General features: G+C 71.6%; 25 protein-coding genes. 11 read left to right on the top strand and 14 right to left on the bottom strand.

Features of this window, described 5'->3' with window-relative positions:
* Window positions 1-23: 23 nt before the first annotated feature.
* The 3 genes from H0487_RS08025 to H0487_RS08015 are packed head-to-tail and all read left to right on the top strand — an operon-like array spanning window position 24 to window position 2,405.
* Window positions 24-623 carry a hypothetical protein gene (locus H0487_RS08025; RefSeq protein ID WP_183093716.1) on the top strand — a complete coding sequence of 200 codons (600 nt, stop codon included), beginning with the start codon at window positions 24-26 and terminating at the stop codon, window positions 621-623.
* Between the two features lies 1 nt (window position 624).
* On the top strand, window positions 625-1,146 hold the full coding sequence (locus H0487_RS08020; protein ID WP_183093715.1) for a hypothetical protein: 522 nt from the start codon (window positions 625-627) through the stop codon (window positions 1,144-1,146).
* A 53-nt stretch (window positions 1,147-1,199) separates the two neighbouring features.
* Complete coding sequence (locus H0487_RS08015; RefSeq protein WP_312855858.1) at window positions 1,200-2,405, top strand: flavin monoamine oxidase family protein; 1,206 nt, start codon at window positions 1,200-1,202, stop codon at window positions 2,403-2,405.
* On the opposite strand, the gene H0487_RS08010 is transcribed toward H0487_RS08015, so the two are convergent.
* From H0487_RS08010 to H0487_RS07990, 5 genes are read right to left on the bottom strand one after another with little or no spacing between them, the layout of a single operon-like run.
* On the bottom strand, window positions 2,395-3,390 hold the full coding sequence (locus tag H0487_RS08010; protein WP_183093714.1) for an alpha/beta fold hydrolase: 996 nt from the start codon (window positions 3,388-3,390) through the stop codon (window positions 2,395-2,397). The two genes, H0487_RS08015 and H0487_RS08010, sit on opposite strands and share 11 nt — an antisense overlap.
* Entirely contained in the window at window positions 3,387-4,886 is a 1,500-nt protein-coding gene (locus H0487_RS08005; RefSeq protein ID WP_183093713.1) for a WS/DGAT/MGAT family O-acyltransferase, read from the bottom strand. Before H0487_RS08005 ends, H0487_RS08010 begins: the two co-directional genes overlap by 4 nt.
* Before the next feature lie 21 nt (window positions 4,887-4,907).
* Window positions 4,908-6,536, bottom strand: a complete 1,629-nt coding sequence (locus H0487_RS08000) for an AMP-binding protein (RefSeq protein ID WP_183093712.1) — start codon at window positions 6,534-6,536, stop codon at window positions 4,908-4,910.
* A gap of 8 nt (window positions 6,537-6,544) precedes the next feature.
* The gene (locus H0487_RS07995) at window positions 6,545-7,351 is read right to left on the bottom strand and encodes a 1-acyl-sn-glycerol-3-phosphate acyltransferase (protein ID WP_183093711.1); all 807 of its coding nucleotides are present in this window, start codon (window positions 7,349-7,351) and stop codon (window positions 6,545-6,547) included.
* On the bottom strand, window positions 7,348-8,160 hold the full coding sequence (locus H0487_RS07990) for an esterase/lipase family protein (protein WP_183093710.1): 813 nt from the start codon (window positions 8,158-8,160) through the stop codon (window positions 7,348-7,350). Before H0487_RS07990 ends, H0487_RS07995 begins: the two co-directional genes overlap by 4 nt.
* 230 nt (window positions 8,161-8,390) lie before the next feature.
* Here H0487_RS07990 and H0487_RS07985 point away from each other — a divergent pair, with 230 nt between their 5' ends.
* Window positions 8,391-8,585, top strand: a complete 195-nt coding sequence (locus tag H0487_RS07985) for a hypothetical protein (RefSeq protein ID WP_183093709.1) — start codon at window positions 8,391-8,393, stop codon at window positions 8,583-8,585.
* A 27-nt stretch (window positions 8,586-8,612) separates the two neighbouring features.
* Here the strand turns inward: H0487_RS07985 and H0487_RS07980 are convergent, their stop codons facing one another.
* Entirely contained in the window at window positions 8,613-10,178 is a 1,566-nt protein-coding gene (locus H0487_RS07980; RefSeq protein WP_183093708.1) for a helicase HerA-like domain-containing protein, read from the bottom strand.
* 63 nt (window positions 10,179-10,241) lie between these two features.
* On the opposite strand from H0487_RS07980, the gene H0487_RS07975 reads away from it, so the two are divergent.
* Both H0487_RS07975 and H0487_RS23830 read left to right on the top strand, forming a co-directional pair.
* Window positions 10,242-10,544: a type II toxin-antitoxin system VapB family antitoxin gene (locus H0487_RS07975; protein ID WP_183093707.1), complete on the top strand. Its 303-nt coding sequence runs from the start codon at window positions 10,242-10,244 to the stop codon at window positions 10,542-10,544.
* A gap of 34 nt (window positions 10,545-10,578) precedes the next feature.
* On the top strand, window positions 10,579-11,106 hold the full coding sequence (locus tag H0487_RS23830) for a LytR C-terminal domain-containing protein (RefSeq protein WP_183093706.1): 528 nt from the start codon (window positions 10,579-10,581) through the stop codon (window positions 11,104-11,106).
* Window positions 11,107-11,109: 3 nt separating this feature from the next.
* On the opposite strand, the gene H0487_RS07965 is transcribed toward H0487_RS23830, so the two are convergent.
* A complete protein-coding gene (locus H0487_RS07965) occupies window positions 11,110-12,630 on the bottom strand; it encodes a potassium/proton antiporter (protein WP_183093705.1) in 1,521 nt (506 codons plus the stop codon).
* A gap of 112 nt (window positions 12,631-12,742) precedes the next feature.
* Here H0487_RS07965 and H0487_RS07960 point away from each other — a divergent pair, with 112 nt between their 5' ends.
* Together H0487_RS07960 and H0487_RS07955 are read left to right on the top strand one after the other, a co-directional pair.
* Window positions 12,743-14,233: an FAD-binding protein gene (locus H0487_RS07960; RefSeq protein WP_183093704.1), complete on the top strand. Its 1,491-nt coding sequence runs from the start codon at window positions 12,743-12,745 to the stop codon at window positions 14,231-14,233.
* Window positions 14,234-14,305: 72 nt separating this feature from the next.
* Window positions 14,306-15,481 carry a pyridoxal phosphate-dependent aminotransferase gene (locus H0487_RS07955; protein WP_183093703.1) on the top strand — a complete coding sequence of 392 codons (1,176 nt, stop codon included), beginning with the start codon at window positions 14,306-14,308 and terminating at the stop codon, window positions 15,479-15,481.
* On the opposite strand, the gene H0487_RS07950 is transcribed toward H0487_RS07955, so the two are convergent.
* Entirely contained in the window at window positions 15,478-16,896 is a 1,419-nt protein-coding gene (locus H0487_RS07950; protein ID WP_183093702.1) for a vWA domain-containing protein, read from the bottom strand. The genes H0487_RS07955 and H0487_RS07950 overlap by 4 nt on opposite strands.
* 25 nt (window positions 16,897-16,921) lie before the next feature.
* Complete coding sequence (locus tag H0487_RS07945; protein ID WP_183093701.1) at window positions 16,922-17,797, bottom strand: AAA family ATPase; 876 nt, start codon at window positions 17,795-17,797, stop codon at window positions 16,922-16,924.
* A 141-nt stretch (window positions 17,798-17,938) separates the two neighbouring features.
* Between H0487_RS07945 and H0487_RS07940 the strand changes: the two genes are divergently transcribed.
* Window positions 17,939-18,313, top strand: coding sequence for a hypothetical protein (locus H0487_RS07940; protein WP_183093700.1), 375 nt, complete (start codon window positions 17,939-17,941; stop codon window positions 18,311-18,313).
* An 18-nt stretch (window positions 18,314-18,331) separates the two neighbouring features.
* On the opposite strand, the gene H0487_RS07935 is transcribed toward H0487_RS07940, so the two are convergent.
* The 5 genes from H0487_RS07935 to H0487_RS07915 are packed head-to-tail and all read right to left on the bottom strand — an operon-like array spanning window position 18,332 to window position 24,051.
* Entirely contained in the window at window positions 18,332-19,039 is a 708-nt protein-coding gene (locus tag H0487_RS07935) for a TetR/AcrR family transcriptional regulator (protein WP_183093699.1), read from the bottom strand.
* A gap of 53 nt (window positions 19,040-19,092) precedes the next feature.
* Window positions 19,093-20,700 carry an FAD-dependent oxidoreductase gene (locus tag H0487_RS07930; protein WP_183093698.1) on the bottom strand — a complete coding sequence of 536 codons (1,608 nt, stop codon included), beginning with the start codon at window positions 20,698-20,700 and terminating at the stop codon, window positions 19,093-19,095.
* Between the two features lie 8 nt (window positions 20,701-20,708).
* Window positions 20,709-21,707 (bottom strand): AurF N-oxygenase family protein, encoded by a 999-nt coding sequence (locus H0487_RS07925; RefSeq protein WP_183093697.1) that lies wholly within the window; start codon window positions 21,705-21,707, stop codon window positions 20,709-20,711.
* Between the two features lie 26 nt (window positions 21,708-21,733).
* On the bottom strand, window positions 21,734-23,227 hold the full coding sequence (locus tag H0487_RS07920; RefSeq protein WP_183093696.1) for a flavin-containing monooxygenase: 1,494 nt from the start codon (window positions 23,225-23,227) through the stop codon (window positions 21,734-21,736).
* A gap of 14 nt (window positions 23,228-23,241) precedes the next feature.
* Complete coding sequence (locus H0487_RS07915) at window positions 23,242-24,051, bottom strand: alpha/beta fold hydrolase (protein WP_183093695.1); 810 nt, start codon at window positions 24,049-24,051, stop codon at window positions 23,242-23,244.
* A 179-nt stretch (window positions 24,052-24,230) separates the two neighbouring features.
* Here H0487_RS07915 and H0487_RS07910 point away from each other — a divergent pair, with 179 nt between their 5' ends.
* Together H0487_RS07910 and H0487_RS07905 are read left to right on the top strand one after the other, a co-directional pair.
* Entirely contained in the window at window positions 24,231-24,623 is a 393-nt protein-coding gene (locus H0487_RS07910) for a ClpX C4-type zinc finger protein (RefSeq protein ID WP_183093694.1), read from the top strand.
* An 80-nt stretch (window positions 24,624-24,703) separates the two neighbouring features.
* Window positions 24,704-24,964: a GlsB/YeaQ/YmgE family stress response membrane protein gene (locus tag H0487_RS07905; RefSeq protein WP_183093693.1), complete on the top strand. Its 261-nt coding sequence runs from the start codon at window positions 24,704-24,706 to the stop codon at window positions 24,962-24,964.
* Window positions 24,965-25,110: the final 146 nt, after the last annotated feature.

The raw sequence follows: 25,110 nt of genomic DNA, 5'->3' as shown, positions 1-25,110 counted from the left end.
CGCGTTCGAGAAGAGGCAGTCCCATGCGTCAGTTCCGCACCTTGCTCCCCGCGATCGTGCTCGCCCTCGCCGTCACCGGCTGCGGCGAGGACAGCAGTGATGACGACGACAACGACGACAGCAGCGACACCCCCTCGGTCTCGGTCCCGACGGACCTGCCGACCTCGGTCGACACCTCGATCCCGACCGACGTCGAGACCGACCTCGCGACCGACGACGGCGAGGACACGGGCGCGACGGGCTGCATCCTCACCGACGACGACATCCTGGCCCTGACCGAGATCGACGGTGCGGCCGAGGACGGCAGCGTCGCCGGCACCACGATCTGCAACTGGACGTCCACCTCCGGCGCCAACGTCAACCTCAGCATCAAGGCCGAGACGGGCACCTTCGACGCGACGGTCTCCGCGACCGAGTCGGTCGTCGGACCGGCCGAGGACCTTCCGGGGGTCGGCGACGAGGCCGTGATCATGTACACCGAGGCGACGCTCCCGCAGGCCGCCGTCATCACCCAGGTCGGCGATCAGCTCGTCGCGCTGATCTACACCGACTTCAGCGGCGTGGAGGCCGACATGCGCAGCGCGATCACCGACATGGCGACCGCGGTGGCCAACGGCCTCTGACGTGCACCGACCCATCGCTCGCGCCGTCGTCGTCCTCGCCGCCCTCCTCGCTCTCGCGGGATGCGGCGAGGACGACGAGGGTCCCTCCGCCCAGGACCTCGCCGACGCCCGTTCGGCGCTGAACCTGCGGCCCGGGTGTGACTACCTCACGTCGGACGACATCGAGGCCGTCGTCGGCTGGACCGGGATCACCCCCGTCGAGGACGAGTCGCTCGGCATCGCCAGCTGCCGGTGGACGAAGAAGAGCGGCGAGATCCTCTCCGTCATCGCCCACTCCGATCCCGACTCCTTCGACCAGACCGCCGACAGCACCGAGGTGCTCTTCGGACCGCGCATCCCGTTCGACGGGGTGGGCGAGCGGTCACTCGGCTTCTTCGAGGAGGGCGAGCGCGCCGACGCAGCCGTGCTCGCGCAGTCCGAGCGAGGCCTGATCCTCCTCACCCTCGCCCGGACGACCGAGAGCAAGGACGACGCCCTCGCCCTCCTCGGCCAGCTGGCAGACCTGGCCCTCGGGCGGCTCTGACGCGCTGGTCGGAGCGCCGTCCGGGGCGGGTGACGGTCGGGCATGCTGACCTCGTGCGGATCGGAGTCGTCGGAGCGGGCCTGGCCGGCCTGGTGTGTGCCTGGAGGCTGCACCGAGAAGGTCACGACGTCGTCGTGCTGGAGGCGCGCGACCGGGTCGGCGGCCGGACCTGGTCGACCGCGCTGCCCGACGGGACGGTGGTCGAGCGCGGCGGGGAGTGGATCGACGCCGACCAGCACACGATCCGCGGCCTGTGCGCCGAGCTCGGGCTGCCGCTCGCGCCGCACGGTGTCCGGTTCCACCGGCGCCGCCTCGACGGCGTCGTGCCCGACCTGGCCGCGCTCGAGGCGACGCTGACCGCGGTCGCGGCGCAGATCCCCGAGGACGACACGACCGTCGCAGCGGCGTTCGCCGCCGCCCTCGGACCGGGGTACGCCGCCGACCCGGCCTACCTGCGGATCGCGACGTCGACGGCGGGAGACCCCGCACGAGCCAGTGCGCGCTTCCACGTCGCGCGGGCCGACGGGGCCCGGGTCGACGCGGCAGCACGCGTCGTCGGCGGCAACCAGCGGATCTGCCTCTCGATGGCCGCGGAGCTCGGCGACCGGGTGCGGCTCGCGACCCCCGTGACCGCCGTCGACGCCCGGGACGATGACGTGGTGCTGACGACGGGCGGCCGCGAGGAGGTCGTCGATCGCGCGGTGGTCGCCGTCCCGCTCGCGCTGCTGGAGCACGTGCGGTGGATCCGCGGGTTCCCCGCCGCCTGGCAGCGCGGGCTCGACGGGATCGCCACCGGGACCGCGGCCAAGCTGTCGGTGCCGACGCGGGGCGCCGTCGCGCCGGACGGCGTCCAGGCTCCCGGCGAGTCGTGGTGGTCGTGGACCTCCCGCGACCCGGCCGGCGACGGCGCGGTGACCGCGACCTCCTGCTTCGCCGGCAGCGCCGCGGCGCGCGACCGCCTCGCGGTCGCCGACGGTCCCGCCACCTGGGTCGATCGGCTCGCCACCCTGCGTCCCGACCTCGACCTCGTCGCGGAGCAGGCACTCCTCACCGACTGGCAGCGCGAGGAGTGGACGCGCGGCGGCTACTCCTACGTCCTCGCCGGCCGGGCCGCGGACGCCGCCGCCCTGCTGGCGGAGCCGGCGGGTCCTCTCGTCCTCGCGGGCGAGCACACCGCCGGCGCCCACTCCGGGACGATGGAGGGCGCCCTGCGCAGCGGCGTGCGCGCCGCGCAGGTGGCGGGGACAGTCAGCCGTTGACCGCGCGCGGCGACCGCGGGGACGTGCCCTCGGTCGCCTGGGCGACGACCTCGTCGACCAGCTCGAGGAAGAGCGGCTTCCACCGCGGGAGGTCGAAGATGAGCGAGGTGTGCCCGCCGGGCGCCTCCCGCACGATCGCGCCCGGGATCGCGGCACCGAGCTGACGCTGCCGCTCGGTGGGGATCGCGTGGTCCTTGGCGGTGACCAGCACCGCGGCCGGCACGTCGATGTCGCCGATCCAGGCGGCGGAGTCGAAGCGACCGAGCTCCGCCATGACGACGGGGAACGCCCACAGGCTCGTCGTCCGGAGCTCGGTGAGGGCCCAGTCCCGCAGCCCCTCGAGGGCGAGCTCCTCCGCCGGCACCAGTGCCTCGCCCTGGCGCGCCACCTTGGCGGCCGCGATCTGGAGCAGGAGGACGTTGAGCGCACGGAGCGACTGGAAGAAGACCCGCTCGCCGAGGTGACCCTCCCAGTGGCCCGCGGTCGAGCACAGCACCAGCCCGGCGATCCGCTCCGGGTGGCGCTGCCACATCACCTGGGCGCTCGCACCACCCATCGAGTAGCCGACGACGACCGCCTTGTCGATGCCGAGGACGTCGAGCACGGCGGCCGCGTCGTCCGCGCAGTCGTCGAGCAGGAACTTGTCCGACCGGATGCCACGGCCGTGCCAGCGCTGGTCGAAGGTCACGACCCGGTAGTGCTGCTGGAGCTCCTCAAGGACCGTGAACCAGGTCAGCGGCCCGGTGGTCGCGATGCCGTGCATGAGCAGCAGCGTCGGTGCCTCGGCCGTCGGGCCGGGGATGTCGAGCACGTGCGTCGTACCGCGCCCCGGCAGCTCGACAGCACGCCCGGCCGGCGGGATCGGGACGTCCGGGGTGAGCTCCTCGGTGGCGGACCGCAAGGTCCGCAGCATCACCCGTCCGGTGAAGCGCACGGCCTTGCCGCCGACACGAGTCGTGTGCCGGCCGATGGTCTGGAAGGTCATGCACTCTCCTGGTTGCCCGGATGGTTGCCCGGCTCGGGGGTGTCCTGCTGGTCCTCGGCGACGGGCTCGGCTGCCGCACCGGGCTCGGGCTCGCCGAGCAGCTCTGCCAGTGCGGCGGGGACGTACGCCGCCAGCACCTCGACGTCCGGCAGCAGGTCCGGGCACGCGAGGAGGGAGAAGTTCATGTGGTCCATGTAGGACCAGACCGTCACGTTGAGGCCGATGCCCTCGGTCAACGGTCCGACGCTGAAGACGTCGGACAGCTGCGAGCCGGCGATCTTCACCCGCTCCCGCGGGCCGGGGACGTTGGAGACGATCACGTTGAACGCGGCCGGGTGGAACCGGGCGCCGCGCACCCGGGAGTAGGCGCGCACCGCGGCCGCGAACGGCGCCGGCGGCGCGAACTGCGACCAGTCCATGAGGGAGGTGCCCAGCCGCTGGTTGATCGCCTTGGCGTGCCGGGTCGTGATCGAGATCGTGCGCAGCCGCTCGACGGGATCGTCGACGTCGGTCGCGAGGGTGGTGAACAGGTTCGAGACGTTGTTGCCCATCAGGCGCGGCTCGATGTCGTTGGCGTCGAGGCCGACCGGGACCCCGGCGAGGAGCGAGCGGAGCGGGAACTCGCCCTGCGCGGCGAGCCACCGACGCAGCGCCCCGGAGGTGACGCCGAGCACCACGTCGTTGAGGGTGAGCCCGTCGATCTCGGTGGCGTGGGCCGCCCGGGCCCGCTTGAGCTCGGCGAGCGGGATGGTGACCGTCGCAAAGCTGCGACGACGAGTGAGCGGACCGTTGAACGACGTCCGCGGCGCGTCCTTGACCGGCGTCGGCACGCTCCCCTCCATGGCCCGCCGGTAGCGGACCACAGCGAGGATCCGGCGCACGGTGGTCGTGATGAGCTTGGGGAAGTCGAGGATCTGCCGGGCTCCGTCCCGCAGGGCGTGCCGGACCAGGAGGCTGTGGCTCGGGTCGTCGACACCGTCGTGGGTCTCCCCGCGCGCGCCTCCGGGGCGCAGGTCGGTGGACGCGACGTCCATGACGTTGGCGAGCATCGCGTTGGCCGCGAGCCCGTCGGCCAGTGCGTGGTGGATCTTGCCGACGATCGCGACCTTCCCGTCCGGGAGGCCCTCACACAGGTGCAGCTCCCACAGCGGCACGCTCCGGTCCAGCGGCGTGCTGCAGATCTCGCCGATCAGCTTCTCGAGCTCCCTCATGGTGCCGTCGCCGCCGATGTCGTGGCGGAAGAAGTGGCGCTCGGGGTCGATGCTGCGTTGCGTCACGAGCACGGGGTGGTTGAGCCGGAACGGCACCTGGACGACCCGCCGACGCATCGGTGGCAGCAGCCGCAGCCGCTCGGTCATCCGCTCGATCAGGTTGTCGAACGTGTTGTCGGTCGACGGGTCGAGGACGGCGATCTTGAGGGTGTGCATGTGCATCGACGGGGTCTCCATGTAGAGGAAACCCGCATCGAAGCCCGACATCCGCGTGATCGACGCCATCTGTCCCGTCGCCTCCCGACCTCAGCCGACGCCCGGCAGGTCGCGCACGACGACCTTGCCCGACGCGTTGCGGGGCAGCTCGTCGAGGAGCACCACGTCGCGCGGGACCTTGTAGCCGGCGAGTCTCGACCTCACGTGCGTGCGGACCGCGTCGGCGTCCACGCCGTCGGGCTGCGTCGGTACGACGTACGCCGCGAGCCGCTGGCCGAACTTCTCGTCGTCGACGCCGACGACGACGACCTCCCGCACCTCCGAGAGCTCGCCGATCGCCTTCTCGACCTCGACGGGGTAGACGTTCTCGCCGCCCGAGACGATCATGTCGTCGTCGCGGCCGACCACGTAGAGCCGCCCGTCGGCGTCCATCCGCCCGACGTCGCCGGAGACCATGAAGCCGTCGAGCGAGGCCTTGGTGTCGCCCGTCGTGTAGCCGTCGAACTCCGACGCGCCCCGCAGGACGATCCGACCCACCTCGCCGACCTGCACGTCGCGACCGTCGTCGTCGACCAGGCGGACGACCGTGCCGGTGACGGGCCGGCCCGCCGTGTCCGAGGCGTGCCGAAGGTCGGCCGGGACGGCGATGCTGATCTGGCCCGCCTCGGTGGCGTTGTAGCTGTTGTAGACCTTGTCGCCGAACCGGTCCATGAAGGCGATGACCGACTCCCCGCGCATCCGGGAACCGCTGGCCGTCACGAACCGCACGCTGTCGAGGCGGTACTTGTCGAGCACCTCGCCGGGCAGGTCCATGATCCGCTCGAGCATCACCGGCACGACCGCGATGCCCGTGGCCCGGTGCTCGTCGGCCAGCGCCAACGTCGCCTCCGGGTCGAACCTGCGACGCATCACGATCGTGCACGCCATGGTGGCGGCGATGACCATCTGCCCCATGCCCCAGGCGTGGAACGTCGGGGCGGCGACCACGACGGTCTCCTCACCCTGCCACGGGATCCGCTCGAGCATCGCGGCGAGCTCGGCCGGCCCGCCGCCGCTGCGGTTGGCGCCCTTGGGCGTCCCCGTGGTGCCAGAGGTGAGCAGCACGACCCGACCGGGGCGGGTGACCGGCGGCTGCTGCCCGCGGTGGGACTCGATCAGGCCGTCCACCGTCGCCCCCTGGACAGCGTCGGGCTCATCGACCCAGGCCAGCACCTCGGCGAGACCGGGGATCCGTCCCCGAGCCTCCGCGACGAGGCCGGCGAACTCCTCGTCGTACACGATGAGGGTCGATGCCTCCCGCTCCAGGACGTCGGCCAACTGCGGCGCGGAGAAGCCCGTGTTGAGCAGCAGCCCCGGGACGCCGAGCTTGCCGGCGGCGAGGAACGCGTCGACGAACCCGCGGTGGTTGCGACACAGGATCGCGACCGAGGTCGGGGGCTGGTCGCCCAGCCCCGCCAGGCCGACTGCGAGCGCCTCGGCCCGGACCTGGATCTCACGCCAGGTCAGCGTCCCGCGCTCGTCGACGAGGCCGATCCCGTCGGGACGACGGTTGGCCGACAGCGCGAAGCCGGTGGTCGCGTGCGGGCCGTAGCTGCGAAAGATCTTCGCCATGCCGGCGACCTTGCGCGGGCCCATCGGCACCATCATCCGGCTCCGGAGGAGGTGCCCGGTGGCCCAGAGCTGGGTCCGCAGCCTGCCGCGGCTCTTGGGGGGCGTCATGGCCTGGCTCATCCGAGCACCGGGAAGCGACGCTCGCGGGCCAGCTCGTCGAGCGCGGCCTGCATCCGCCCGCGGACCACCTCGTCGATCTCGGCGACGGCCGCGTCGGTGTCAGCCCCGAACTCGGCCGCGATCTCCCTGGGGTCGATCGGGTCCAGCACCTGGGTCACGATCTTGGTCGGCAGCGGGATGTTGCCGACCCCCGCCGGGACCAGACCGAAGGGGAAGCCGATGGTCAGGGGCAGCAGGTCGGTCCGCATCACCTTGCGCAGCGGCGACATCCGTCCCAGCCACTCCCCGCGGGTGAGGTGGAACTGCGACTCCTGCCCGCCGATCGAGACGACCGGGACGATCGGGACGCCGACCTTCAACGCCGTGCGGACATAGCCCTTGCGGCCGGCGAAGTCGATGACGTTGGCCTTGAGCGTGGGCCGGAAGGTGTCGTAGTCACCACCGGGGAAGACGATCGTGACCGCCCCCGACGCCAGCACCTCCTCGGCGCTCGCGCGGTCTGCCGGGACGAAGCCGAACTTGCGCATGACCGGACCGGCGGCGCCGGTGAACAGCATGTCGTGAGCCAGGCAGTAGAGCGGGGTCTCCGGTCCGAACGCCTCGGCGTAGGCGACGGCGATGATCGGGACGTCCATCGCCATGATCCCGCCCGAGTGGTTGCCGACCATGAGCGCGCCGTCCGTCGGCACCCGCTCGATGTCCCTGACCTCGGAGCGGAAGTAGCCCTTCATGGCCAGTCGCAGGAACGGCAGTGCCTTCGCGATGTAGGCGGGGTCGCGCTCGTCGAGCGGGCTGCGGCTCATGCTGCTCCCCACTTCTGCGCCAGCGCGCGACGCCAGGAGAACTCGTGCCAGTCCTCGAGGTCCTGACTCAGTCGGTCGACGACCACGTCGAGGACCAGCGGGTTGGCGACCATGCCGACGTGGCTGCTCGGGACGGCCACGTTCTCGGCGCGCGGATAGACCGAGACGTCGACCCGGCAGCCGCGCCACGGCACGATGCCGTCGGTCTTGGACCAGACCGCGGTCGTCGGCACGGGGACCGGCCCGCGCAGCAGGTCGATCATCGGCTTGGCCCGGTCGGAGATGCCGTGCTTGCGGCGCGACCGCTCGAACATGGCGGTCGCACGGGTCTTCTCGCCGTCGGCGCGCCACGGCGAGCCGAGGCACACGATCTGGCGGACGTCGCCGGGGTAGGTGTGGGCGAGCCCGCGCGCGAGCACGCCGCCGAAGCTCCAGCCCACGACACTCACCGGCTCGTCGTACCGCTTCCGGATCTCCTCGAAGCGGTCGGCCAGCCCGTCGATCAGCTCGTCGGTGAGGCCGATGTTGGCGCCCTGGCCCCAGCCGTGGACGCGGAAGTCGTGCCGCTTCAGGTGGCTCCGGAGCCGACGGGTCAGGCCGTCGGTCGCGTGGAAACCGGGGATGACGAGCACCGGGCGGCCGTCCCCGGTGGGGCGGCGGGGCGCGACCAGGTCGACGGCGCGCGAGGCGGCGTACTCCCCCGCGACCCGCGGCAGCTCGAGGAGCAGCAGCGCACGGGCCGGCCCGTCACCGCCCGGGGTCCCCTCGGAACCCTTGTCACCTTCGAAGTCGTACACCCGGTCTCCCACGAATCTAGAACACGTTCTACCTTTGTCAGGAGTATGGAGGCCAGCGCGGTCCCGCGCCAACCCCGACGTGCTGTGACCTCCGTCCCGCGCCCGGACCGTCGCCGCGTGCACGGTCGCCCCGGGCACCGTGCACGGCCCTTCCGTGAATGTAGTGACGATCACACCCGAGGACACCGGTTCGTAACGAAACGTTGGTTTGCCGGGGACATCCGCGCGCCACTCTGGGGGACATGGACGAGAACACCACCGAGGTGACCCCCGAAGGGACGATCGATCGCACCATCGACCGCACGCTCGCGCGGCGAGCCGCCCTGCGCGACCGCCATGCCGAGGGCCTGACCCGGCTGATGGCCGAGCGCCGCGACCTGCGCGGCGTCCACGCCCTCGCCGACTTCGTCGACGACGCAGTGCGCTGGACCGCCTGACCGCTCCGGTCGGCGGGCGCCCGCGGACTAGCGGCGGGCGGCGCCGAACATGCCGCGGACGACCTCCCGGGTCGCGGTGCGCATGAAGTCCTTGAACGCTGACGACTTCACGACCTCGCTCACCACCCCGCCGGACTTCGGCTTGGCGGGCTTCTTCCTGGCGGCTTCCTTCTCCGCCCTCTCGGCCGCTTCCGCCTTCTCCTCCACGGCGGCTTCCTCCGCGGCCTTGCGGGCGCCCTCCTCGAGCCGCTTCGCGAGGATCTCGCGGGCCGACTCGCGGTCGACGACCTGGGAGTACGACGCCGCGCGCGGGCTCGCCGCGACGGTGGCCGCCATGGACTCGGGCGAGCTCGGCGCCATCAGCGACTCGGGCGCGCGCAGCCGGGTCCAGGCCACCGGGGTCGGGGCACCGCGCTCCCCCATCACCGTGACGACCGCCTCGCCGATGCCGAGGGTGGTGATGACCTCGCCGAGGTCGGCGTACGCGCTGTGGGGATAGGTGTTGACGGTCGCCTTGAGCGCCTTGGCGTCGTTGGGCGTGTGGGCCCGCAGCTGGTGCTGGACCCGCGAGCCGAGCTGGGCCAGCACGTCGTCCGGCACGTCGGTCGGGCTCTGGGTGACGAAGAAGACGCCGACGCCCTTGGACCGGATCAGCCGGACCGTCTGCGCGATCTGGGCGAGGAAGTCCTTGGACGCGTCGGCGAACAGCAGGTGCGCCTCGTCGAAGAAGAAGACCAGCTTGGGCTTGTCGACGTCGCCGACCTCGGGCAGGTCGTGGAACAGGTCCGCGAGCAGCCACATGAGGAAGGTGGAGAAGACCGCCGGCCGGTCGACGAGGTTCGGCAGCTCGAGCAGCGAGATCAGGCCGCGGCCGTCGGCGGCGGTCTGGATCAGGTCGCTCGAGGCGAACTCCGGCTCACCGAAGAATGCGTCGGCGCCCTGGTCGGAGAACGCGATCAGCTCGCGGAGGATCACACCGGCAGTGGCGGACGACAGGCCGCCGAGCGCCTTGAGCTCTGGCTTGCCCTCCGCGCTGGTCAGGTGCTGGACGACCGCGCGGAGGTCGGTGAGGTCGAGCAGCGGGAGGCCCTGCTGGTCGGCGTAGTGGAACACCAGCCCCAGGCTGGACTCCTGGGTGTCGTTGAGCCCGAGCACGCGGCTGAGGAGGACCGGGCCGAACGAGGAGATCGTCACCCGGATCGGGATGCCGGTGCCGAGCCCACCGATCGCGTAGTACTCCACCGGGAAGCCGGTCGCGGTCCAGGTCTGGCCGACCGAGGCGGCGCGGGCAGTGATCTTGTCCCCACCCTCGCCGGGCGTCGCCAGCCCGGACAGGTCGCCCTTGATGTCCGCGGCGAAGACGGCCACCCCCGCGGCGCTGAGCTGCTCGGCCAGGAGCTGGAGGGTCTTGGTCTTGCCGGTGCCCGTGGCACCGGCGATGAGACCGTGCCGGTTGACCATCGCCAGCGGGATCCGGATGGGGGTGCCGGTGAGGGTCTGCGCGTCCGCCATCAGCCCGCCGAGCTCGAGGGCCGGGCCCTCGAACGCATAACCGGGTGCGACCGTCGCCTCGATCGAGGGCTGCTCCGTCATGCCGGGAACTGTAGAAGCAAGACCCTCAGGCCGACATCCCCCATCGATCTAGACTCACCCCTCGTGATCTTCAAGCGCGTCGGCACCGACCGGCCCTACCCCGACCACGGCCTCGGGTCTCGGGAGTGGGCTGCGGTGCCGCCGCGCCAGGTGCGGCTCGACGAGCTGGTCACCACGAAGGACACCCTCCACCTGGCGACCCTGCTCGACGAGGACGGCACCTTCTTCGGCGACCTCTTCGCCCACGTCGTGCTGTGGCGCGGCGAGCTCTACCTCGAGGACGGGCTGCACCGCGCCCTGCGCGCCGCGCTCCAGCAGCGGAGCATCCTGCATGCCCGCGTCATCCGGATGGAAGACCCAGCCTAGATCCACCGGGGGCCGGTGGATCTAGGCTGACCGCGTGGATACGAAGGCGCGCGCCACTTCGGCGGGGACCCTGGCCGTGCTCGCCGTGGTCTTCATCATCGGCGTCGCCTGGGCGTGGTCCTCGGTCACGGAACCGTTCCCCGAGAAGGAGGAGCAGGCCGCCTGCCTCGACACCACCGTCGCGGCCGGCGAGAAGGTGAGCCCGCCGCAGGTCCACGTCAACGTCCTCAACGCGAGCAGCACCGAGGGACTGGCGGGCGAGACGATGGACGCACTGGTCCGCAAGGGCTTCGGCGAGGGCTCCCGGGGCAACACCGCCGCCGCCACCGGGTCCAGCGGAGCGGTCATCTGGACCACCGACCCGACCGGTCCCGCCGCCGAGTTGCTCCAGACCTATCTCGGCGACGACACCGAGATCGTCCAGCAGGCGACGTCCGAGCCGGGGATCACCGTCGTCGTCGGCGAGGGCTTTCCCGGGCTCCAGAAGGGCCGCAAGAACATCAAGGCCGACAGCGACGGCACCGTGTGCAGCCCGCCCGAGCTGGTCGCGCCGACGCCCTGAGCCTCACCGACCGCGTTCGGTCTCGATGCCGTCGGCACCCAGCCACTGGGCGAGCCGGCCACCGAGGCTGACCTGCCGCAGCCGCTGCTCGGTCGCCTCGCGGAGCTTGCGTGGCGTGACGACGAGCAGGTCGTCGCCGTGGCGCAGCACGGTCCGCTTCTCCGGGACCAGCGTCTGCCCCTCGCGCACGATGAGCGCGACCGACGCCCCCGGTGGCAGCCGCAGCTCTCCGATCTCGACGCCGTGGAGCCGTGAGCGCGGGCTGATCGCGACCTGGAGCAGGTCGGCGGCCACGCGGTCGAGCGGCGCGGCCTCGAGCTCGATGTCGCGCGGCTCGGAACGGCGGGCGACCCGGAGCACCTTCGCGACCCAGGGCAGGGTCGGGGCGGTGAGCAGGGTGTCGATGACGACGAGCACGAAGACGAGGTCGAAGAGCAGGTCGGCGTCGCCGACGTCCTCGGCGAGCGGGATGGTCGCGAGCACGATCGGTACGGCGCCGCGCAGGCCGGCCCAGGAGATGAAGACCATCTCCCGGAGCGACATCCGTTGCGCGATCGTGCTGAGCACCACCGACAGCGGCCGAGCGACAGCGGTGAGGAGGAACCCGGCGCCCAACGCCATCAGCACCGTCTCGGCGGTGATCCGCGAGGGCGAGAGCAGCAGCCCGAGCATGACGAAGAGCCCGATCTGCGCCAGCCAGGCGAGCCCCTCCGAGAAGGAGCGGGTCGTGGCCCGGTGGGGCAGGTCGGCGTTGCCGAGGACGAGCGCGGCGACGTAGACGGCAGCGAAGCCGCTGGCGTGGACGTAGGCCGCGGCGCCGTACGCGAAGAGGGCGAGACAGAGCACCGCGATCGGGTAGAGGCCGGACGCGGGCAGCGCGGCGCGGCGCATCAGCCAGGCGCCGCCGATCCCCGCGCCGAGCCCGATCCCGACACCGGCCACGAGCTCGAACACGATGATCGCGGCCAGCACGAACGGCCCGTGCTCGGCGGCGGCGCCGCTGGAGATGAGGGTGACCAGGACGACGGTCGGCGCGTCGTTGAAGCCGGACTCGGCCTCGAGCGCGCCGGTGATCCGGCGCGGCAGCGGGACCACCCGGATCACCGAGAACACCGCGGCCGCGTCGGTCGGCGACGTGATCGCGCCGAGCAGCACGGCGAGCTCCCACGGCAGCCCGAGCAGGTAGTGGGCACCGAGCGCCACCACGCCGACCGAGACGGTGACGCCGATGGTGGCCAGCGCGAGGCCGAGCCGGACCGATCCCTTGGTCTCGCGCCAGCTGGTGGTCAGGCCACCTTCGGCCAGGATCACGGCCAGCGCGCCGAAGCCGATCGCGTGCGCGAGCTCGGCGTCCTCGAAGCCGATGCCGATCACCGACTCCCCGAGGACCACGCCCATGAGCAGGTAGACGAGGAGGCTGGGCAGCCCGGCCCGGGAGGAGATCCGCACCGCGAGCACCGCGAACAGGGTGACGGCGGACCCGACCAGCAAGAAGGTGTCGAGCTGGTGGGCGTCGAAGGTCATGTCACCTCAGCAGGTCTGCGTCACGTCGACGTCGGGGCGCGGAAGCGCAGTCTATCGGTCCGGGGGCCGTCGCGCTCTCGCCCCAAACTGGAACGTGTTCTACATTTGTCCCATGACCGAGCCCGCAGGCCTGGCGATCCCCGCCACCGTCCCCGCCGCCGACGTCCCCGCGGACGCCGAGACCTTCGACGTCGTCGTCGTCGGCTTCGGCATCGCCGGCGGCTGCGCCGCCCTCGAGGCCGCGCGCGCCGGAGCTCGCGTGCTGCTGCTGGAGCGCGCCGCGGTCCACGGCGGGACGTCGAGCATGTCCGGCGGCCACTTCTACCTGGGCGCCGGCACGGCCGTGCAGCAGGCCACCGGCCACGAGGACTCCGTCGAGGCGATGGCGGCGTACCTGATGGCCAGCACCAAGGACCCCGATCCGGAGAAGATCCGGCTCTACGCGGAGGGCTCGGTCGAGCACTTCGAATGGCTCGAGGCGCTGGGCTTCCAGTTCGAGCGGTCCTACTTCCCGGGCAAGGCGGTCATCCAGCCGGGCACCGAGGGCCTCATGTTCACCGGCAACGAGAAGGTCTGGCCGTTCCGCGAGGACGTCCCGCCCGCCCCACGCGGCCACAAGGTCCCCGTGCCCGGTGACACCGAGGGCACCCGGATCGTGATGGACCTGCTCAAGGAGAAGATCGAGGAGGCCGGCGTCGAGGTCCGCTACGAGACCGGCGCCTCCCAGCTCGTCGTCGAGGCCGACGGCGCCGTCGCCGGCGTCGCCTGGAAGTCCTTCGACCGGACCGGCGTCGTCCGCGCCCCCGCCGTCGTCATCGCGGCCGGCGGTTTCGTGATGAACGCCGACATGGTCGAGCGCTACACCCCCGCCCTCGGCTCCAAGCTGTTCACGCTGGGCTCGACGTACGACGACGGCCTCGGCATCCGGCTCGGGCAGTCGGTCGGCGCGGCCCTGGAGAACATGGAGGAGCCGTTCATCACCGCTCCGTTCTATCCGCCGTCGTCGCGGTGCAAGGGGATCATCGTCAACAAGGCCGGGGTGCGCTTCGTGGCGGAGGACAGCTACCACGCCCGGACGTCGCAGCGCGTCATGGAGCAGGAGGACTCGGTCGCCTACCTGATCGTCGACAGCGAGCACCTGGGCGAGGACCACATGCCCCTGGTGCCGCTCAAGGACGGCTACGAGACGCTCGAGGAGATGGAGGCCGGCCTCGGCATGCCCACGGGCACCCTGGTCGCGACCGTCGAGCGCTACAACGAGCACGCCGCCGCGGGCGAGGACCCCGACTTCCACAAGCACCCTGACTGGTTGGCGCCGCAGACGGCCGGCCCGTGGGCTGTCCTCGACCTCTCCCTCGGCGTCGCGCTCTATGCGGGCTTCACCATCGGCGGGATGGCGGTCACGGCGGACGGTGCGGCGAAGCGGGCCGACGGCTCGGTCATCCCCGGCCTGTACGCCGCCGGAGCGTGCGCCTCCAACATCGCGCAGGACGGCGCCGGCTACTGCTCCGGCACCCAGCTCGGCGAGGGCTCGTTCTTCGGTCGCCGGGCCGGGGTCGCGGCTGCGCTCAGCGCCGCGACAGTTTCACCGTCCGGACGGTGAAACTGTCGCTTGGACGACGCAATAACACCGTCCAAGCGTGAGTTTTGACGTCCAAGTCGCCATGATCACCCGATGAGCCCCCGGTACGGCGCTGCCCAGCGCGCGAACGTCCCGCCGTTCCACGTGATGGACCTGCTGGCGCTCTCGGCGGAGCGGCAGCGGACCCACGGCGACCTGGTCAACCTGCTGGCCGGCCAGCCGAGCAGCGGCGCGCCCGCCCCGGTCACCGCGGAGGCGGTCCGGCTCCTGGGCTCGGGCGACCCGCTCGGCTACACCCCGGCCACCGGGATCGTCGAGCTCCGCGCCGCCATCGCGGACCACTACCGGCGGCGCTACGCGATCGACGTGACCGCAGACGACGTCGTGGTGACGACCGGGTCCAGCGGAGGTTTCCTGCTGGCCTTCCTCGCTGCGTTCGACGCCGGCGCCCGGGTGGCGATCGCTCGGCCGGGCTACCCCTGCTACCGCAACGTGCTCGCGGCCCTCGGCTGCGAGGTCGTGGAGATCCCCACCGGGCCCGAGACCCGGTTCCAGCCCACGGTCGACCAGCTCGCCGAGCTGCACGCACGGGAGCCGATCTCCGGCCTCGTCGTCGCCAGCCCGGCCAACCCGACCGGCACGATGCTGCTGCCCGAGGAGCTGTCCGCGATCGCCCGCTGGTGCGAGGGGGCGGGGGTCCAGCTGGTCTCCGACGAGATCTACCACGGCATCACCTACGGCGACGGCGGGTCGCACAGCGCGTGGGAGACCAGCCGCGAGGCGGTCGTCTTCGGGTCGTTCTCGAAGTACTTCTCGATGACCGGCTGGCGGTTGGGATGGATGCTCGCCCCGGAGCGGTTGCTGCGCCCGGTCGACGTCCTCACCGGCAACTTCAGCATCTGCCCGCCGGTGCTCGCGCAGCGCGCGGCGATCGCCGCGTTCGACCGGGCGTCGTACGACGAGCTCGACGGTCACGTCCGGCGCTACGCCGGCAACCGGGCGCTTCTCATCGACGGGCTGCAGCGGCTCGGGATCGACCGGCTGGCCCCGGCCGACGGCGCCTTCTACGTCTACGCCGACGTCGGGCACCTCACCGGCGACTCGATGGCGTTCGCCCGCGACGTGCTGGCCCGCACCGGGGTCGCGATGGCCACGGGCGTCGACTTCGACACCGTCGACGGCGGTCGATTCGTCCGGTTCAGCTTCGCCGGCACGGCCGCCACGATCGAGGAGGCGCTGGACCGCCTCGACGGCAACCTGCTGCGCTAGTGCGCGAGCTCGTGGATGAACTCCTCGAGCTGGGTGAGGTTGCGGCACTCGATCATCGAGACGATCTCGCGGTAGGTCTTCGCCGCCGAGTCGCCCGCACCCCAGCTGCTCACCGGCTCGGGGTTGAGCCAGTAGGAGCGCTTCACCGAGCCGGCGAGCCGCCGCAGCGTCGCGTCCTCGAGGTCGCTGTAGTTGCTGCGCGCGTCACCGAGGATGAGCAGGGTCGTCTTCGGCCCGAGGGCGTCGGCGTGCTCCTGCTCGAACTTCGTGAACGCCCGGCCGTAGTTGGTGCGGCCCCACAGCGCCGCATAGCTGGTCGCCGCGGCGAGCTTCTCCAGCACCTCGACCGGGTCCGCCCCCGGCTCGAGGTGCTCGGTGACCTCGTGGACGTGGTCGATGAAGGTGAACGCCCGCATGCTCTGGAAGACCTCGCGCAGCGCGAAGACGAAGAGCAGGGTGAACTGGGCGAAGTTGGCGACCGAGCCGCTGACGTCGCAGAGCACGACGAGGTCGGTGCGGTGCGGACGCTTGGGCCGGTGGTGGGTCGTGAGCGGCACGCCCCCGGTGGCGATCGACGCGCGCACCGTACGGCGGAAGTCGAGCGACCCGCGCCGGTGGGCGTGGTGCTCCTTGGTCAGCCGCGTGGCGAGCCGTCGCGCCAGCGGGAAGATCTGGCGCCGCATCTCCTCCAGGTCCGAGCGTCGGGCCGCGGTGAACGCGAGCTTGTCGATGCTCGGGCGGATCGCGACGTCGGCGACGTGGTCGGGCCCCTTCTCCTCGGCGATCCGGCGCCGGGCGTCGTCCTCGACCATCGTCGTGAACGCGCCGACCCGGCGGTTGGCGAGCCGGCGGGCGTCCGCGAGACGCACCTCGCCGTCGCCGTCGCCGCTCTCGCCGAGCAGGCCGGCGACGATCCGGTCGATGAGCTCCTGCGGTGCGACCCGCTGGAGCGCCGTGTAGGCCGACCACGACGACATCCCCGGCCCCCGGCCCGGCATCGCGCCGAAGGTGCCGACCATCTGGGCCGCCAGGCGCCGCAGCTGCTGGTCGTCCCCGCCCTCCAGCGCCTGCGCGAGCTCGTCGCGGAAGGCCTGCAGGGCGGCGGCGTTGTCGCGGACGCCGGACTCATCGGCACTCGCCGCCTCGTCCGTCGTACGGCCGGCGACGCCGTCGCCGACGAGCGCCGGGAAGTAGACGTCGAAGAGGGCGTCGAACGTCGTGCGCTGCGCCTGCCGCTTCAGCAGCGTCGCGGCGAGCACGTCACGGACGTGGCCGCGGTCGCTCCAGCCCACGGCACCCAGCGCCGCGACCGAGTCGAGGTCCTCGGCGAGCGACACCGACAGCCCGGCCCCGCGCAGCGCCTCGATGAACGAGAGGTGCCGGTCGAGGAGGCCGGACGTCTCGGGAGCGGGCACTCGGCCCGCGGACCGGGAGCCCCTCCTAGCCACGGTTGAGCCGGAGCTCCTTGACGGCGCGCTGCTGGTCCGACGCGTGCTTGAGCACGGCCCCCAACGTGTCGGTGATGGCCTTGTCGTCGAGGTCGCGGATCTCGAGCGCGATGAGGGTGCGCGCCCAGTCGACCGACTCCGCGATCGAGGGCGCCTTCTTGAGCTCGAGGTCCCGGAGCTTGCCGACGGTGGCCACCAGCTGCTCGGCGATCCGGTCGTCGAGGTCGGGGACCTGGGCCTGGAGGATCTCGCGCTCGCGCTCCGCGTCCGGGTAGTCCAGGTGCAGGTAGAGGCAGCGGCGCTTGACCGCCTCGGACAGCTCCCGACTGGCGTTGGAGGTCAGGACGACGTACGGACGGCGGGTAGCGGCGACGGTGCCGAGCTCGGGGATGGTGACCTGGAAGTCGGAGAGCACCTCCAGCAGCAGGCCCTCCACCTCGATGTCGGTCTTGTCGACCTCGTCGATGAGCAGCACCGTCGGCTCGTCGCGCCGGATCGCCGTCAGCAGCGGCCGGGTGAGCAGGAACTCCTCGGTGAAGATGTCGTCGTGGGTCTGGTCCCAGTCGGCGCCGTCGGCCGAGCCGGTCTGGGCCTGGATCCGCAGCAGCTGCTTCTTGTAGTTCCACTCGTAGAGAGCGCGCGCCTCGTCGAGACCCTCGTAGCACTGGAGTCGGACCAGCTCGGCTCCGGTCGCCCGTGCCACGGCCTTGGCGAGCTCGGTCTTGCCGACACCCGCGGGACCCTCGAGGAGCAGCGGCTTCTCCAGCGCGCCCGCCAGGAAGGCGGTCGTGGCCGTCGCCGCATCAGCGAGGTAGCCCGCTTCGGTGAGCTGCGCGGCGGCCTGCGAGGGGGACGAGAACCAGGTCATGCCTCCCATCCTGCCTGGGATTCGCCTCGCTGGTCACCCCGGGTGGTCCCCACCTCGGTCGTGACCCGGCGGGCCCCCCGTCGTTGAGATGGCAGCGGTCGAGAAGGCCGGTCCCTGGGGGGAAAGAGCGGAGAAGAGACGTTGGACGCTGGACGCAAGGCGCTGCTGCGGACCGCAGTGACGTCGCTCCGCACGGCGATGACTGCCGGCGCGCTCACGCTGCTCGTCGGCCTCGGTGCCGTCAGCGTCCTCACGGCGCCCCAGCCGCCAGCCGAGCACATCGGGCTCTCCGTCCAGGACAAGGCGACCAGCCGGATCCTCGAGCGCAACAACTGCTCCACCACCGGCTTCGAGCCCGAGGTCATCCCGACCACGGCGGTCATCCGCGACCGCGTCGGCCGCACCCGCGTCGTGTCGTTCGACCACGGCTGGGCGGTCTTCAACCGCGAGCGTCCCGGCGAGCTGGTCGCTGTCTGCCTCGGCCCCGAGCGCGCGTCCGCCGCGGGCCACCGCTAGGACGGGCCCGGCGCCGCCTCAGAGTGACGCGGCGAGCTCGTCGATCGGCACCGTCGGGTCCAGCTCGACGCCGACCTCGCGTGCCTGGCCGTCGATCTGGAACCAGATCCACCGGCTCAGCAGGCGCGACAGCGCCCGGGCACTCATGGTGCGCTCGGGTCGTCGTACCCACTGGTTGACGCTGCCGCGCACCTGTCCCACGATCCCGACCACGAGTACGTCGAGGGTCGCGACCTGGTCCTCGTCGAGCTCGTGCCCGAGGAGCGTCGCGCCGGCCTGGAACAGGTCGTAGATGTCCGAGCTGAGCCGTTCCACGGCCTTGTCGAGCTCGGCCGGCTCACCGTCGCCGAGCGGCCGCTGCGCCATCTCGTGGAGGTTCGGGTGGTCGGCCACCCAGCCGACGTAGCCGCCGACCAGTCCGCCGATGATGTCCTCGATGCTCCCGGCGAGGACGAGGTTCTCGTCGAGCACCTTCCGGATCATCCCGACGAGGTGCTCCTGCACGGCCCGGTTGAGGTCGTTGCGATTGCTGAACAACCGGTACACGACGGTGCGGACCAGCCCCGCCCGCTCGGCGATCTGCTGGACGTGCACGTCGCTCCCGAGCGGGAGCTCCTCGATCAGCTCGACGGCGGCGTCGAGGACCCGCTGGCGCCGTTCCTCGTTGTGGTCCTGCCAACGCGTCTGACGCCCGTCGAGGCCGGGGACCCGGGGCACGTGCACCATGGCGCGCACTCTAGATGACCTCGCCTGCTGCACCCCGGGAGCGTCGCCGTTCGTCAGCGGCGCAGCAGGCTCCGCCGCGGACGCTCGACCGGGCGGTGCGCCCGCTCGGCGGCCGCCACCAGGTCGCCCCGGTCGGTGACCTTGACCCGGGGTCGGCCGGCCTCCGCACCGGCGGCGCGCTCGTGCTCGTCGATGGCCCGCCAGCCGGCCGCGTCGATCTCCCACGGCAGCTGCTCGACCTCGGTCGACGGACGCTCCAGGAGGCCCGCGTCGAGGTCGGCGAGGAGCTGCTCGACGGTCTCCCGCGAGCAGGACTTGTTGGTGCCGAGGAAGCCGGTCGGGCCGCGCTTGATCCAGCCCGCGACATAGACGCCCGGCTCGACCCGGCCGAGGTCGTTGGGCACGACCGCGCGGGCGTCGTCGAACGGCAGACCGGCGACGGGGCGGGCGCGGTAGCCGATCGCGCGCAGCACGAGGCCGGCAGGGAGCAGCTCGGTGTCCTCGGTGAGGACGGCCCGGCCGTCGATCGTCGTGGTGCGCGCCACCTCGAGGGCACGCGTGTGCTGGTCGCCGACGACCCGCACCGGGGCGGTGTCGAAGCGGAGCACGATGCGGCGCAGGCCGGGTCGCCGCGGGCGGGCGGCGATCTCGGCGAGGATCCGGGTCTTCGGGGAGGTCACCTCGACCTCACCCTCGACGACGACGTCGATCCCGTCCAGGGCGGCCAGGCCGAGCAGCTCCGGCAGCGTGAACGCCGCGTCGGCGGCGCCGCGGCGTCCGAGCACCACGACCTCCTCGATCGTGCTGTCGCGCAGGGCGGCGAGCGCACGGTCGGAGATGTCGGTCCTCGCGAGTGCCTCGGGGTCAGCGGTCAGGATCCTGGCCACGTCGAGGGCGACGTTGCCGTTGCCGATCACGACCGCGCGGGCCGAGCCGAGCGGGAACGAGCGGTCGTCGCCGTCGGGGTGGCCGTTGTACCAGGCGACGAACTCGGTCGCCGAGACGCTGCCCGGGAGGTCCTCGCCGTCGATGCCGAGGCGCCGGTCCGTGGCCGCGCCGACGGCATAGACCACCGCGTCGTACGACGCGCGCAGCTGGTCGTGGGTGATGTCGGTGCCGACCTCGACGTTGAGGCGGTAGCGGAACCCGGCCTCGCGCTCGATGGCACCGAACAGGTCGATGACCTGCTTGGTGCTGGGGTGGTCGGGCGCGACGCCGTACCGGGCCAAGCCGTGCGGGGTCGGCAGCCGGTCGAAGACGTCGACGCTCACGCCGGCGTGCTTGAGCAGCTCGTCGGCGGCATAGAGGCCCGCCGGGCCGGCGCCGATGATCGCGACCCGCAGGCCGCGGGCGTCGACGACGGGCCGCTCCGCGACCGCCGCGAGGATCGGGCGGTCGGCGTGCGGGTTCTCGACGTAGTACGCGGCGTTGAGCTCGATGAACGGCAGCTGCTTCTCGGTGAGCTTGGTGTGCGGCAGCAGCGCGTCCACCGGGCAGGCGGTCGCACAGGCGCCGCAGTCGACGCACGAGATCGGGTCGACGTGGAGCATCTCGGCGGTGGCGAAGCCGGGCTCACCCGGCGCCGGATGGATGGCGTTGACCGGGCAGGCGACGACACACGCCCCGTCGCTGCAGCACGACTGGGTGACGACGTAGGGCATGGGGTCCCCTAGGCAGCCTTGGCTGCGTCTGCGGCGGTGCCGTGGCCGCCGCGCTCGTGGACCTCGCCGCGGAAGCGGGCGGGGCGACCGTCGATCCCGAGCACCTTCCACAGCGGCCGGGTCAGCCGGTTCCGCACGCCGATGTCCTCGGCGAGCATCCGCAGGTCGGCGAACGTCTCGGAGAGGAGCTCGGTGCTCTGCGGGCCACCCCAGTAGGCCTCCTTGATCACCCGGCGCGGGATGCCGAGCTCGCGGTACGACGACCGGCTCGGGGCCAGGATCATGTCGCACATCAGGCGGTAGACGATCGGGGTGAGGACGCCCAGGAGACCCTTGCGGACCGGCCCCATCTCCGCCGAGCGCTCGGCGAGGTAGCGGTGCGCGAAGGAGATGTGGCGCGCCTCCTCGGCGACGTGGATCGACACGATCCGCTTCACCAGCGGGTGCATGTCCCAGTCACTGCGCAGGATCATCTTCTGCGCGTGGTCGATCGGCTCCTCGCCACCGAGCACCAAGGTGAAGAAGAACTCCGGGAACAGGGTCGCCATCGACGGGATCAGGGCCTGGAGCGGCATCGTCTTGGTCCACCGCCGCATGCCGGGCGCGTTGACGCCCGAGCGGTTCGTGAACTCCTGGAACATCTGCGTGTGGTGGGTCTCCTCGGTCGCCTCGTGGGTGACGTAGCGGTACTCCGGAGAGCCGTTGGGCAGGTTGAAGACGTACTGCATGAGGCCGCGGATGAGCAGGTTCTCGAACTGCAGACCCACCTTCATCATCTGGGCGATCATCCAGAGGCCGATCTCCTTCTGCCGGTCCTCGGGCAGCGCCTGGTACCAGGCGGTGGCGCCCAGCGGGTGCTCCACAGGCAGGATCCAGCAGTCGGCGTCGGGGTCGATGACCGAGGACGGGTCGTCCCAGTCGATGTCCTCGAACGCGTCGAAGTGGAGACGCACCGACCCCTCGGACAGGGTCAGGAGGGCCTCTTCGTAGGTCTGCTCGATCGTCATGGTGCTCCTCAGGTCAGGCGGGAGTGTCAGGTGGAGGTGGGGACCAGCGCCTCAGCGGCGCTGGTGGAGCGGAACTCGAGCGCAGGGTCGGCGATCTTGCCGCGGCGCAGCACCGGGGCGTCCCGGAAGTAGTCGTTGCGGATCAGCCACGGCATCCGCTTGCCCTGGCGGGGCATGATCGCGTCGCCACGCTGGATGTATCCCGAGCGCATCGACGCGCCCATGACCGAGGTCTCGGCGCGGTCGTCGGGCTCGGCGACCGGCACGACCTGGTCGTGGCCGTTCTCGTCCATGTGGTTGATGAGCCGGCAGAAGTACTCGCTCGCCAGGTCGGCCTTGAGCGTCCACGACGCGTTGGTGTAGCCGATGACGAACAGCGAGTTCGGCACGCCCTCCATCAGCACGCCCTTGTAGAGCAGCTGGTCGCGGGTGTTGACGCGCTCGCCGTCGACCTCGATCTCGGCGCCGCCGGCCAGCTGGATCTGCAGGCCGGTCGCGGACACGATGATGTCGGCGTCGAGGTGCTCGCCGGACTTCAGCTGGATGCCGGTCGCGTCGAAGTGGTCGATGTGGTCGGTGACGATGTGCGCCTGGCCCTTGCGCAGGACGCGGAACAGGTCGCCGTTCGGCACCACGCACAGGCGCTCGTCCCACGGGTTGTAGGACGGCGTGAAGTGCTTCATGTCAACGTCCGGCCCGAGCTGGGCACGGATGGCGGTCAGCAGCACCTTGCGCGCGGCCGCGGGCTGCATGCGGCACAGCTTGTAGATGGCCTGCTGGAGCACGATGTTGCGCGTGCGGCCGCTCTTGTAGACGGCGCCGACGGGCACGCGCAGCTTGGAGAGCGGCACGGCGACGGGGTCGTTGGCCGGCACGGCCATGATGTAGGACGGCGAGCGCTGCAGCATGGTCACGTGACCGGCCCTGGGCGCCATCGCCGGGACCAGCGTGATCGCGGTCGCGCCGCTGCCGATGACGACGACGCGCTTGCCCTCGTAGTCGAGGTCCTCGGGCCAGAACTGCGGGTGCACGATCTGGCCCTCGAAGTCGGCCGCACCCGGGAAGTCCGGCTGGAAGCCCTCGTCGTAGTTGTAGTAGCCGCTCGCGCCGACGAGGAACTGGGCGGAGTAGACCTCGCGCTTCCCGTCGACGTCGGCCTCGACCGTCCACCGACCCTGCGCCGAGGACCAGCTGGCCTTGACGACGCGGCGCCCGAAGCGGATGTGCTCGGTGATGCCGTACTCGTCGGCCGTGTCGATCACGTACTGCTTGATGCTGGCGCCGTCGGCGAGCACGCTCGTACCGACCCAGGGGCGGAAGTTGTAGCCGAAGGTGAGCATGTCGGAGTCCGACCGGATGCCCGGGTAGCGGAACAGGTCCCAGGTGCCACCCATGGCGTCGCGTCGTTCCAGCACCGCGAACGTCTTGCCCTGGGTCTCACGGACCAGGTGGGCGGCAGCGCCGATGCCGGACAAGCCGGCACCCACGATGAGGACGTCGAATTCAAGGGGCTCAGTCATGGTCTCTCCCAGGATCAGGCGACGTGCGCGGTGATCGAGCGTAGGCCCTGCGAGGAGCCTTGGAGAAGGACGTCGACGACCGAGTCCACGTCGTCCGACATCGGCACGTGGCCGCTGCCCCGGAGCCAGACGTGGTCGGCGTGCGGGAGCTCGCGACGAGCGTGCTCCGCCTGGTGCGGCAGCAGGACCCGGTCCTTGTCGCCCCAGGCGATGGTGACGGGGATGCTGGGGTCGATCTCGCTCTCCCAGGCCGTGCCGGCAGCAATGATCCGCCGCAACGCGGTGCGGGCACCCAGCATCGCGTGGAGGTCTCCCACCACCCGGTCGGCGTCGAGGTTCTCGCCGTGGACCATCAGCGAGGAGAGCATCAGCCTCCGGCCGAGGTCGTACTTCGCCAGGGTCGGCGCGATCGGTGCGACCACCTGCGCGCCGATGTTCAGGAGCAGGAAGTGCGTCTTGATGTAGGCGAAGTCGATCGGGTGCTTCCAGAAGCCGGCGGGCGCCAGCGCGGTGGCACTGCTGACCAGGCCGTCGGCGGCGGCCTCGAGGGCGATCCGACCGCCGAGCGAGTTGCCGGCGATGTGCGGCTGCTCGAGACCGAGCTCGTCGAAGAAGTCGATCAGCTGGCCCTGGAGCACGTCCTTGACCGGTCGGCCGTCCATCACCAGCTCGGGCGACTCTCCGTGGCCCGGCAGGTCGAAGAGGATGACCTCGCGGTGCTCCGCGAGACGCTCCGCGACCGGGTACCACGCCTGCCGGCGGTGGCTGATCCCGTGGACGAGCACCAGGGGCTCACCGGTTCCGAATCGCTCGTACGCCAACATGCCTAGGACCACCTCACCCGGGCAACGCTGCCCGAAGTTAGCTGTACACGCTGTACAGGTATGGGTCAGATGTCTACTAGGTGACGGCGGTCGGAGCGAGACTTTGTGATCCAGGCCACGTCCGACGGCACCTCCGCTGAGCGGTAGCGTGTGCCCTGGCCCACAGGGGGGAAGCAGCGATGGACCACCAGGTCGAGAACAAGATGTGCTCCTTCTGCGGCGAGCAGGGCAGCCAGCAACGGCGACTGGCCGGCGGTCTCGGGGCGATGATCTGCTTCCCGTGCCTGGAGTCGTACTACGAGGACACCCGCTCGCCCGAGCGCGTCGCCGCCCGGTCGCGCGCGGTCTGGGACGAGATGTCCGACCTCGAGCTGCTCGGCTACCTCCCCCTCATCGTCCGCTCGGCGGAGCAGAACGCAGCGTTCGTGCACGACTGGGTCGCCCTGCTCCGCGACCGCAAGGTCTCCTGGGCCCAGGTCGGCAAGGCCCTCGGTGTCTCCCGGCAGGCCGCCTGGGAGCGGTTCGCGAGCAGTGCCGCAGAAAAAAGTGAGATGAAGGACGGAACGGCGTAAGGAACAGCCCCCTTTCGACGTCCACCTCCCAGGGAGTCAGCCCCGCCGCCCGGCGGGGGTCCCTGACCTGAGGAGGGAACATGCAGTTTCTGGGGTTGCTCGTGATCGGGCTCGTCATCGGCGTGGGGGCGAGAATGCTGCGGCCGGGGCCACAGGACCTCAACCTGGGGTGGACGTTCGGACTGGGCCTCGCCGGCGCGCTCGTCGGCGGGCTGGTGGCGAGCTCCCTCGGCACCGGCGACGTGCTGGAGCTCAACGTCCTCGGCACCCTGGTGGGGGTCGCCACCGCGGTCCTGCTGGTCGGGGCGGCCGAGGGACTCGTCGGCCGGCGGAAGGGCTGAGGCGCCGTGCGACCGACCACCCGGCGCTGGCGCGCAGCACTGGCCGCGCTGACCTGCGCGGCGCTGACGGCGTGTGCCCACGGCTCCGACCGGCCGGGCGAGCCGGACCAGGACCCGCCGTCGGGCTCGGCGGTCTCCTTGGCCGA

The sequence above is a fragment of the Nocardioides stalactiti genome, from assembly GCF_014180715.1.
GTDB classification, from domain to species: Bacteria; Actinomycetota; Actinomycetes; order Propionibacteriales; family Nocardioidaceae; genus Nocardioides; species Nocardioides stalactiti.
This window is presented reverse-complemented; position numbering and strand designations above follow the sequence as displayed.

What these genes read in the sequence shown, in the direction of transcription:
- H0487_RS08025 (WP_183093716.1), top strand. Translation starts at nt 24, where the DNA reads ATGCGTCAGTTCCGCACCTTGCTCCCCGCGATCGTGCTCGCCCTCGCC.
- H0487_RS08010 (WP_183093714.1), bottom strand. Translation starts at nt 3,390, where the DNA reads ATGACCTTCCAGACCATCGGCCGGCACACGACTCGTGTCGGCGGCAAG.
- H0487_RS08005 (WP_183093713.1), bottom strand. Translation starts at nt 4,886, where the DNA reads ATGGCGTCGATCACGCGGATGTCGGGCTTCGATGCGGGTTTCCTCTAC.
- H0487_RS08000 (WP_183093712.1), bottom strand. Translation starts at nt 6,536, where the DNA reads ATGACGCCCCCCAAGAGCCGCGGCAGGCTGCGGACCCAGCTCTGGGCC.
- H0487_RS07995 (WP_183093711.1), bottom strand. Translation starts at nt 7,351, where the DNA reads ATGAGCCGCAGCCCGCTCGACGAGCGCGACCCCGCCTACATCGCGAAG.
- H0487_RS07985 (WP_183093709.1), top strand. Translation starts at nt 8,391, where the DNA reads ATGGACGAGAACACCACCGAGGTGACCCCCGAAGGGACGATCGATCGC.
- H0487_RS07980 (WP_183093708.1), bottom strand. Translation starts at nt 10,178, where the DNA reads ATGACGGAGCAGCCCTCGATCGAGGCGACGGTCGCACCCGGTTATGCG.
- H0487_RS07965 (WP_183093705.1), bottom strand. Translation starts at nt 12,630, where the DNA reads ATGACCTTCGACGCCCACCAGCTCGACACCTTCTTGCTGGTCGGGTCC.
- H0487_RS07960 (WP_183093704.1), top strand. Translation starts at nt 12,743, where the DNA reads ATGACCGAGCCCGCAGGCCTGGCGATCCCCGCCACCGTCCCCGCCGCC.
- H0487_RS07955 (WP_183093703.1), top strand. Translation starts at nt 14,306, where the DNA reads ATGAGCCCCCGGTACGGCGCTGCCCAGCGCGCGAACGTCCCGCCGTTC.
- H0487_RS07945 (WP_183093701.1), bottom strand. Translation starts at nt 17,797, where the DNA reads ATGACCTGGTTCTCGTCCCCCTCGCAGGCCGCCGCGCAGCTCACCGAA.
- H0487_RS07935 (WP_183093699.1), bottom strand. Translation starts at nt 19,039, where the DNA reads ATGGTGCACGTGCCCCGGGTCCCCGGCCTCGACGGGCGTCAGACGCGT.
- H0487_RS07930 (WP_183093698.1), bottom strand. Translation starts at nt 20,700, where the DNA reads ATGCCCTACGTCGTCACCCAGTCGTGCTGCAGCGACGGGGCGTGTGTC.
- H0487_RS07925 (WP_183093697.1), bottom strand. Translation starts at nt 21,707, where the DNA reads ATGACGATCGAGCAGACCTACGAAGAGGCCCTCCTGACCCTGTCCGAG.
- H0487_RS07920 (WP_183093696.1), bottom strand. Translation starts at nt 23,227, where the DNA reads ATGACTGAGCCCCTTGAATTCGACGTCCTCATCGTGGGTGCCGGCTTG.
- H0487_RS07915 (WP_183093695.1), bottom strand. Translation starts at nt 24,051, where the DNA reads ATGTTGGCGTACGAGCGATTCGGAACCGGTGAGCCCCTGGTGCTCGTC.
- H0487_RS07910 (WP_183093694.1), top strand. Translation starts at nt 24,231, where the DNA reads ATGGACCACCAGGTCGAGAACAAGATGTGCTCCTTCTGCGGCGAGCAG.
- H0487_RS07905 (WP_183093693.1), top strand. Translation starts at nt 24,704, where the DNA reads ATGCAGTTTCTGGGGTTGCTCGTGATCGGGCTCGTCATCGGCGTGGGG.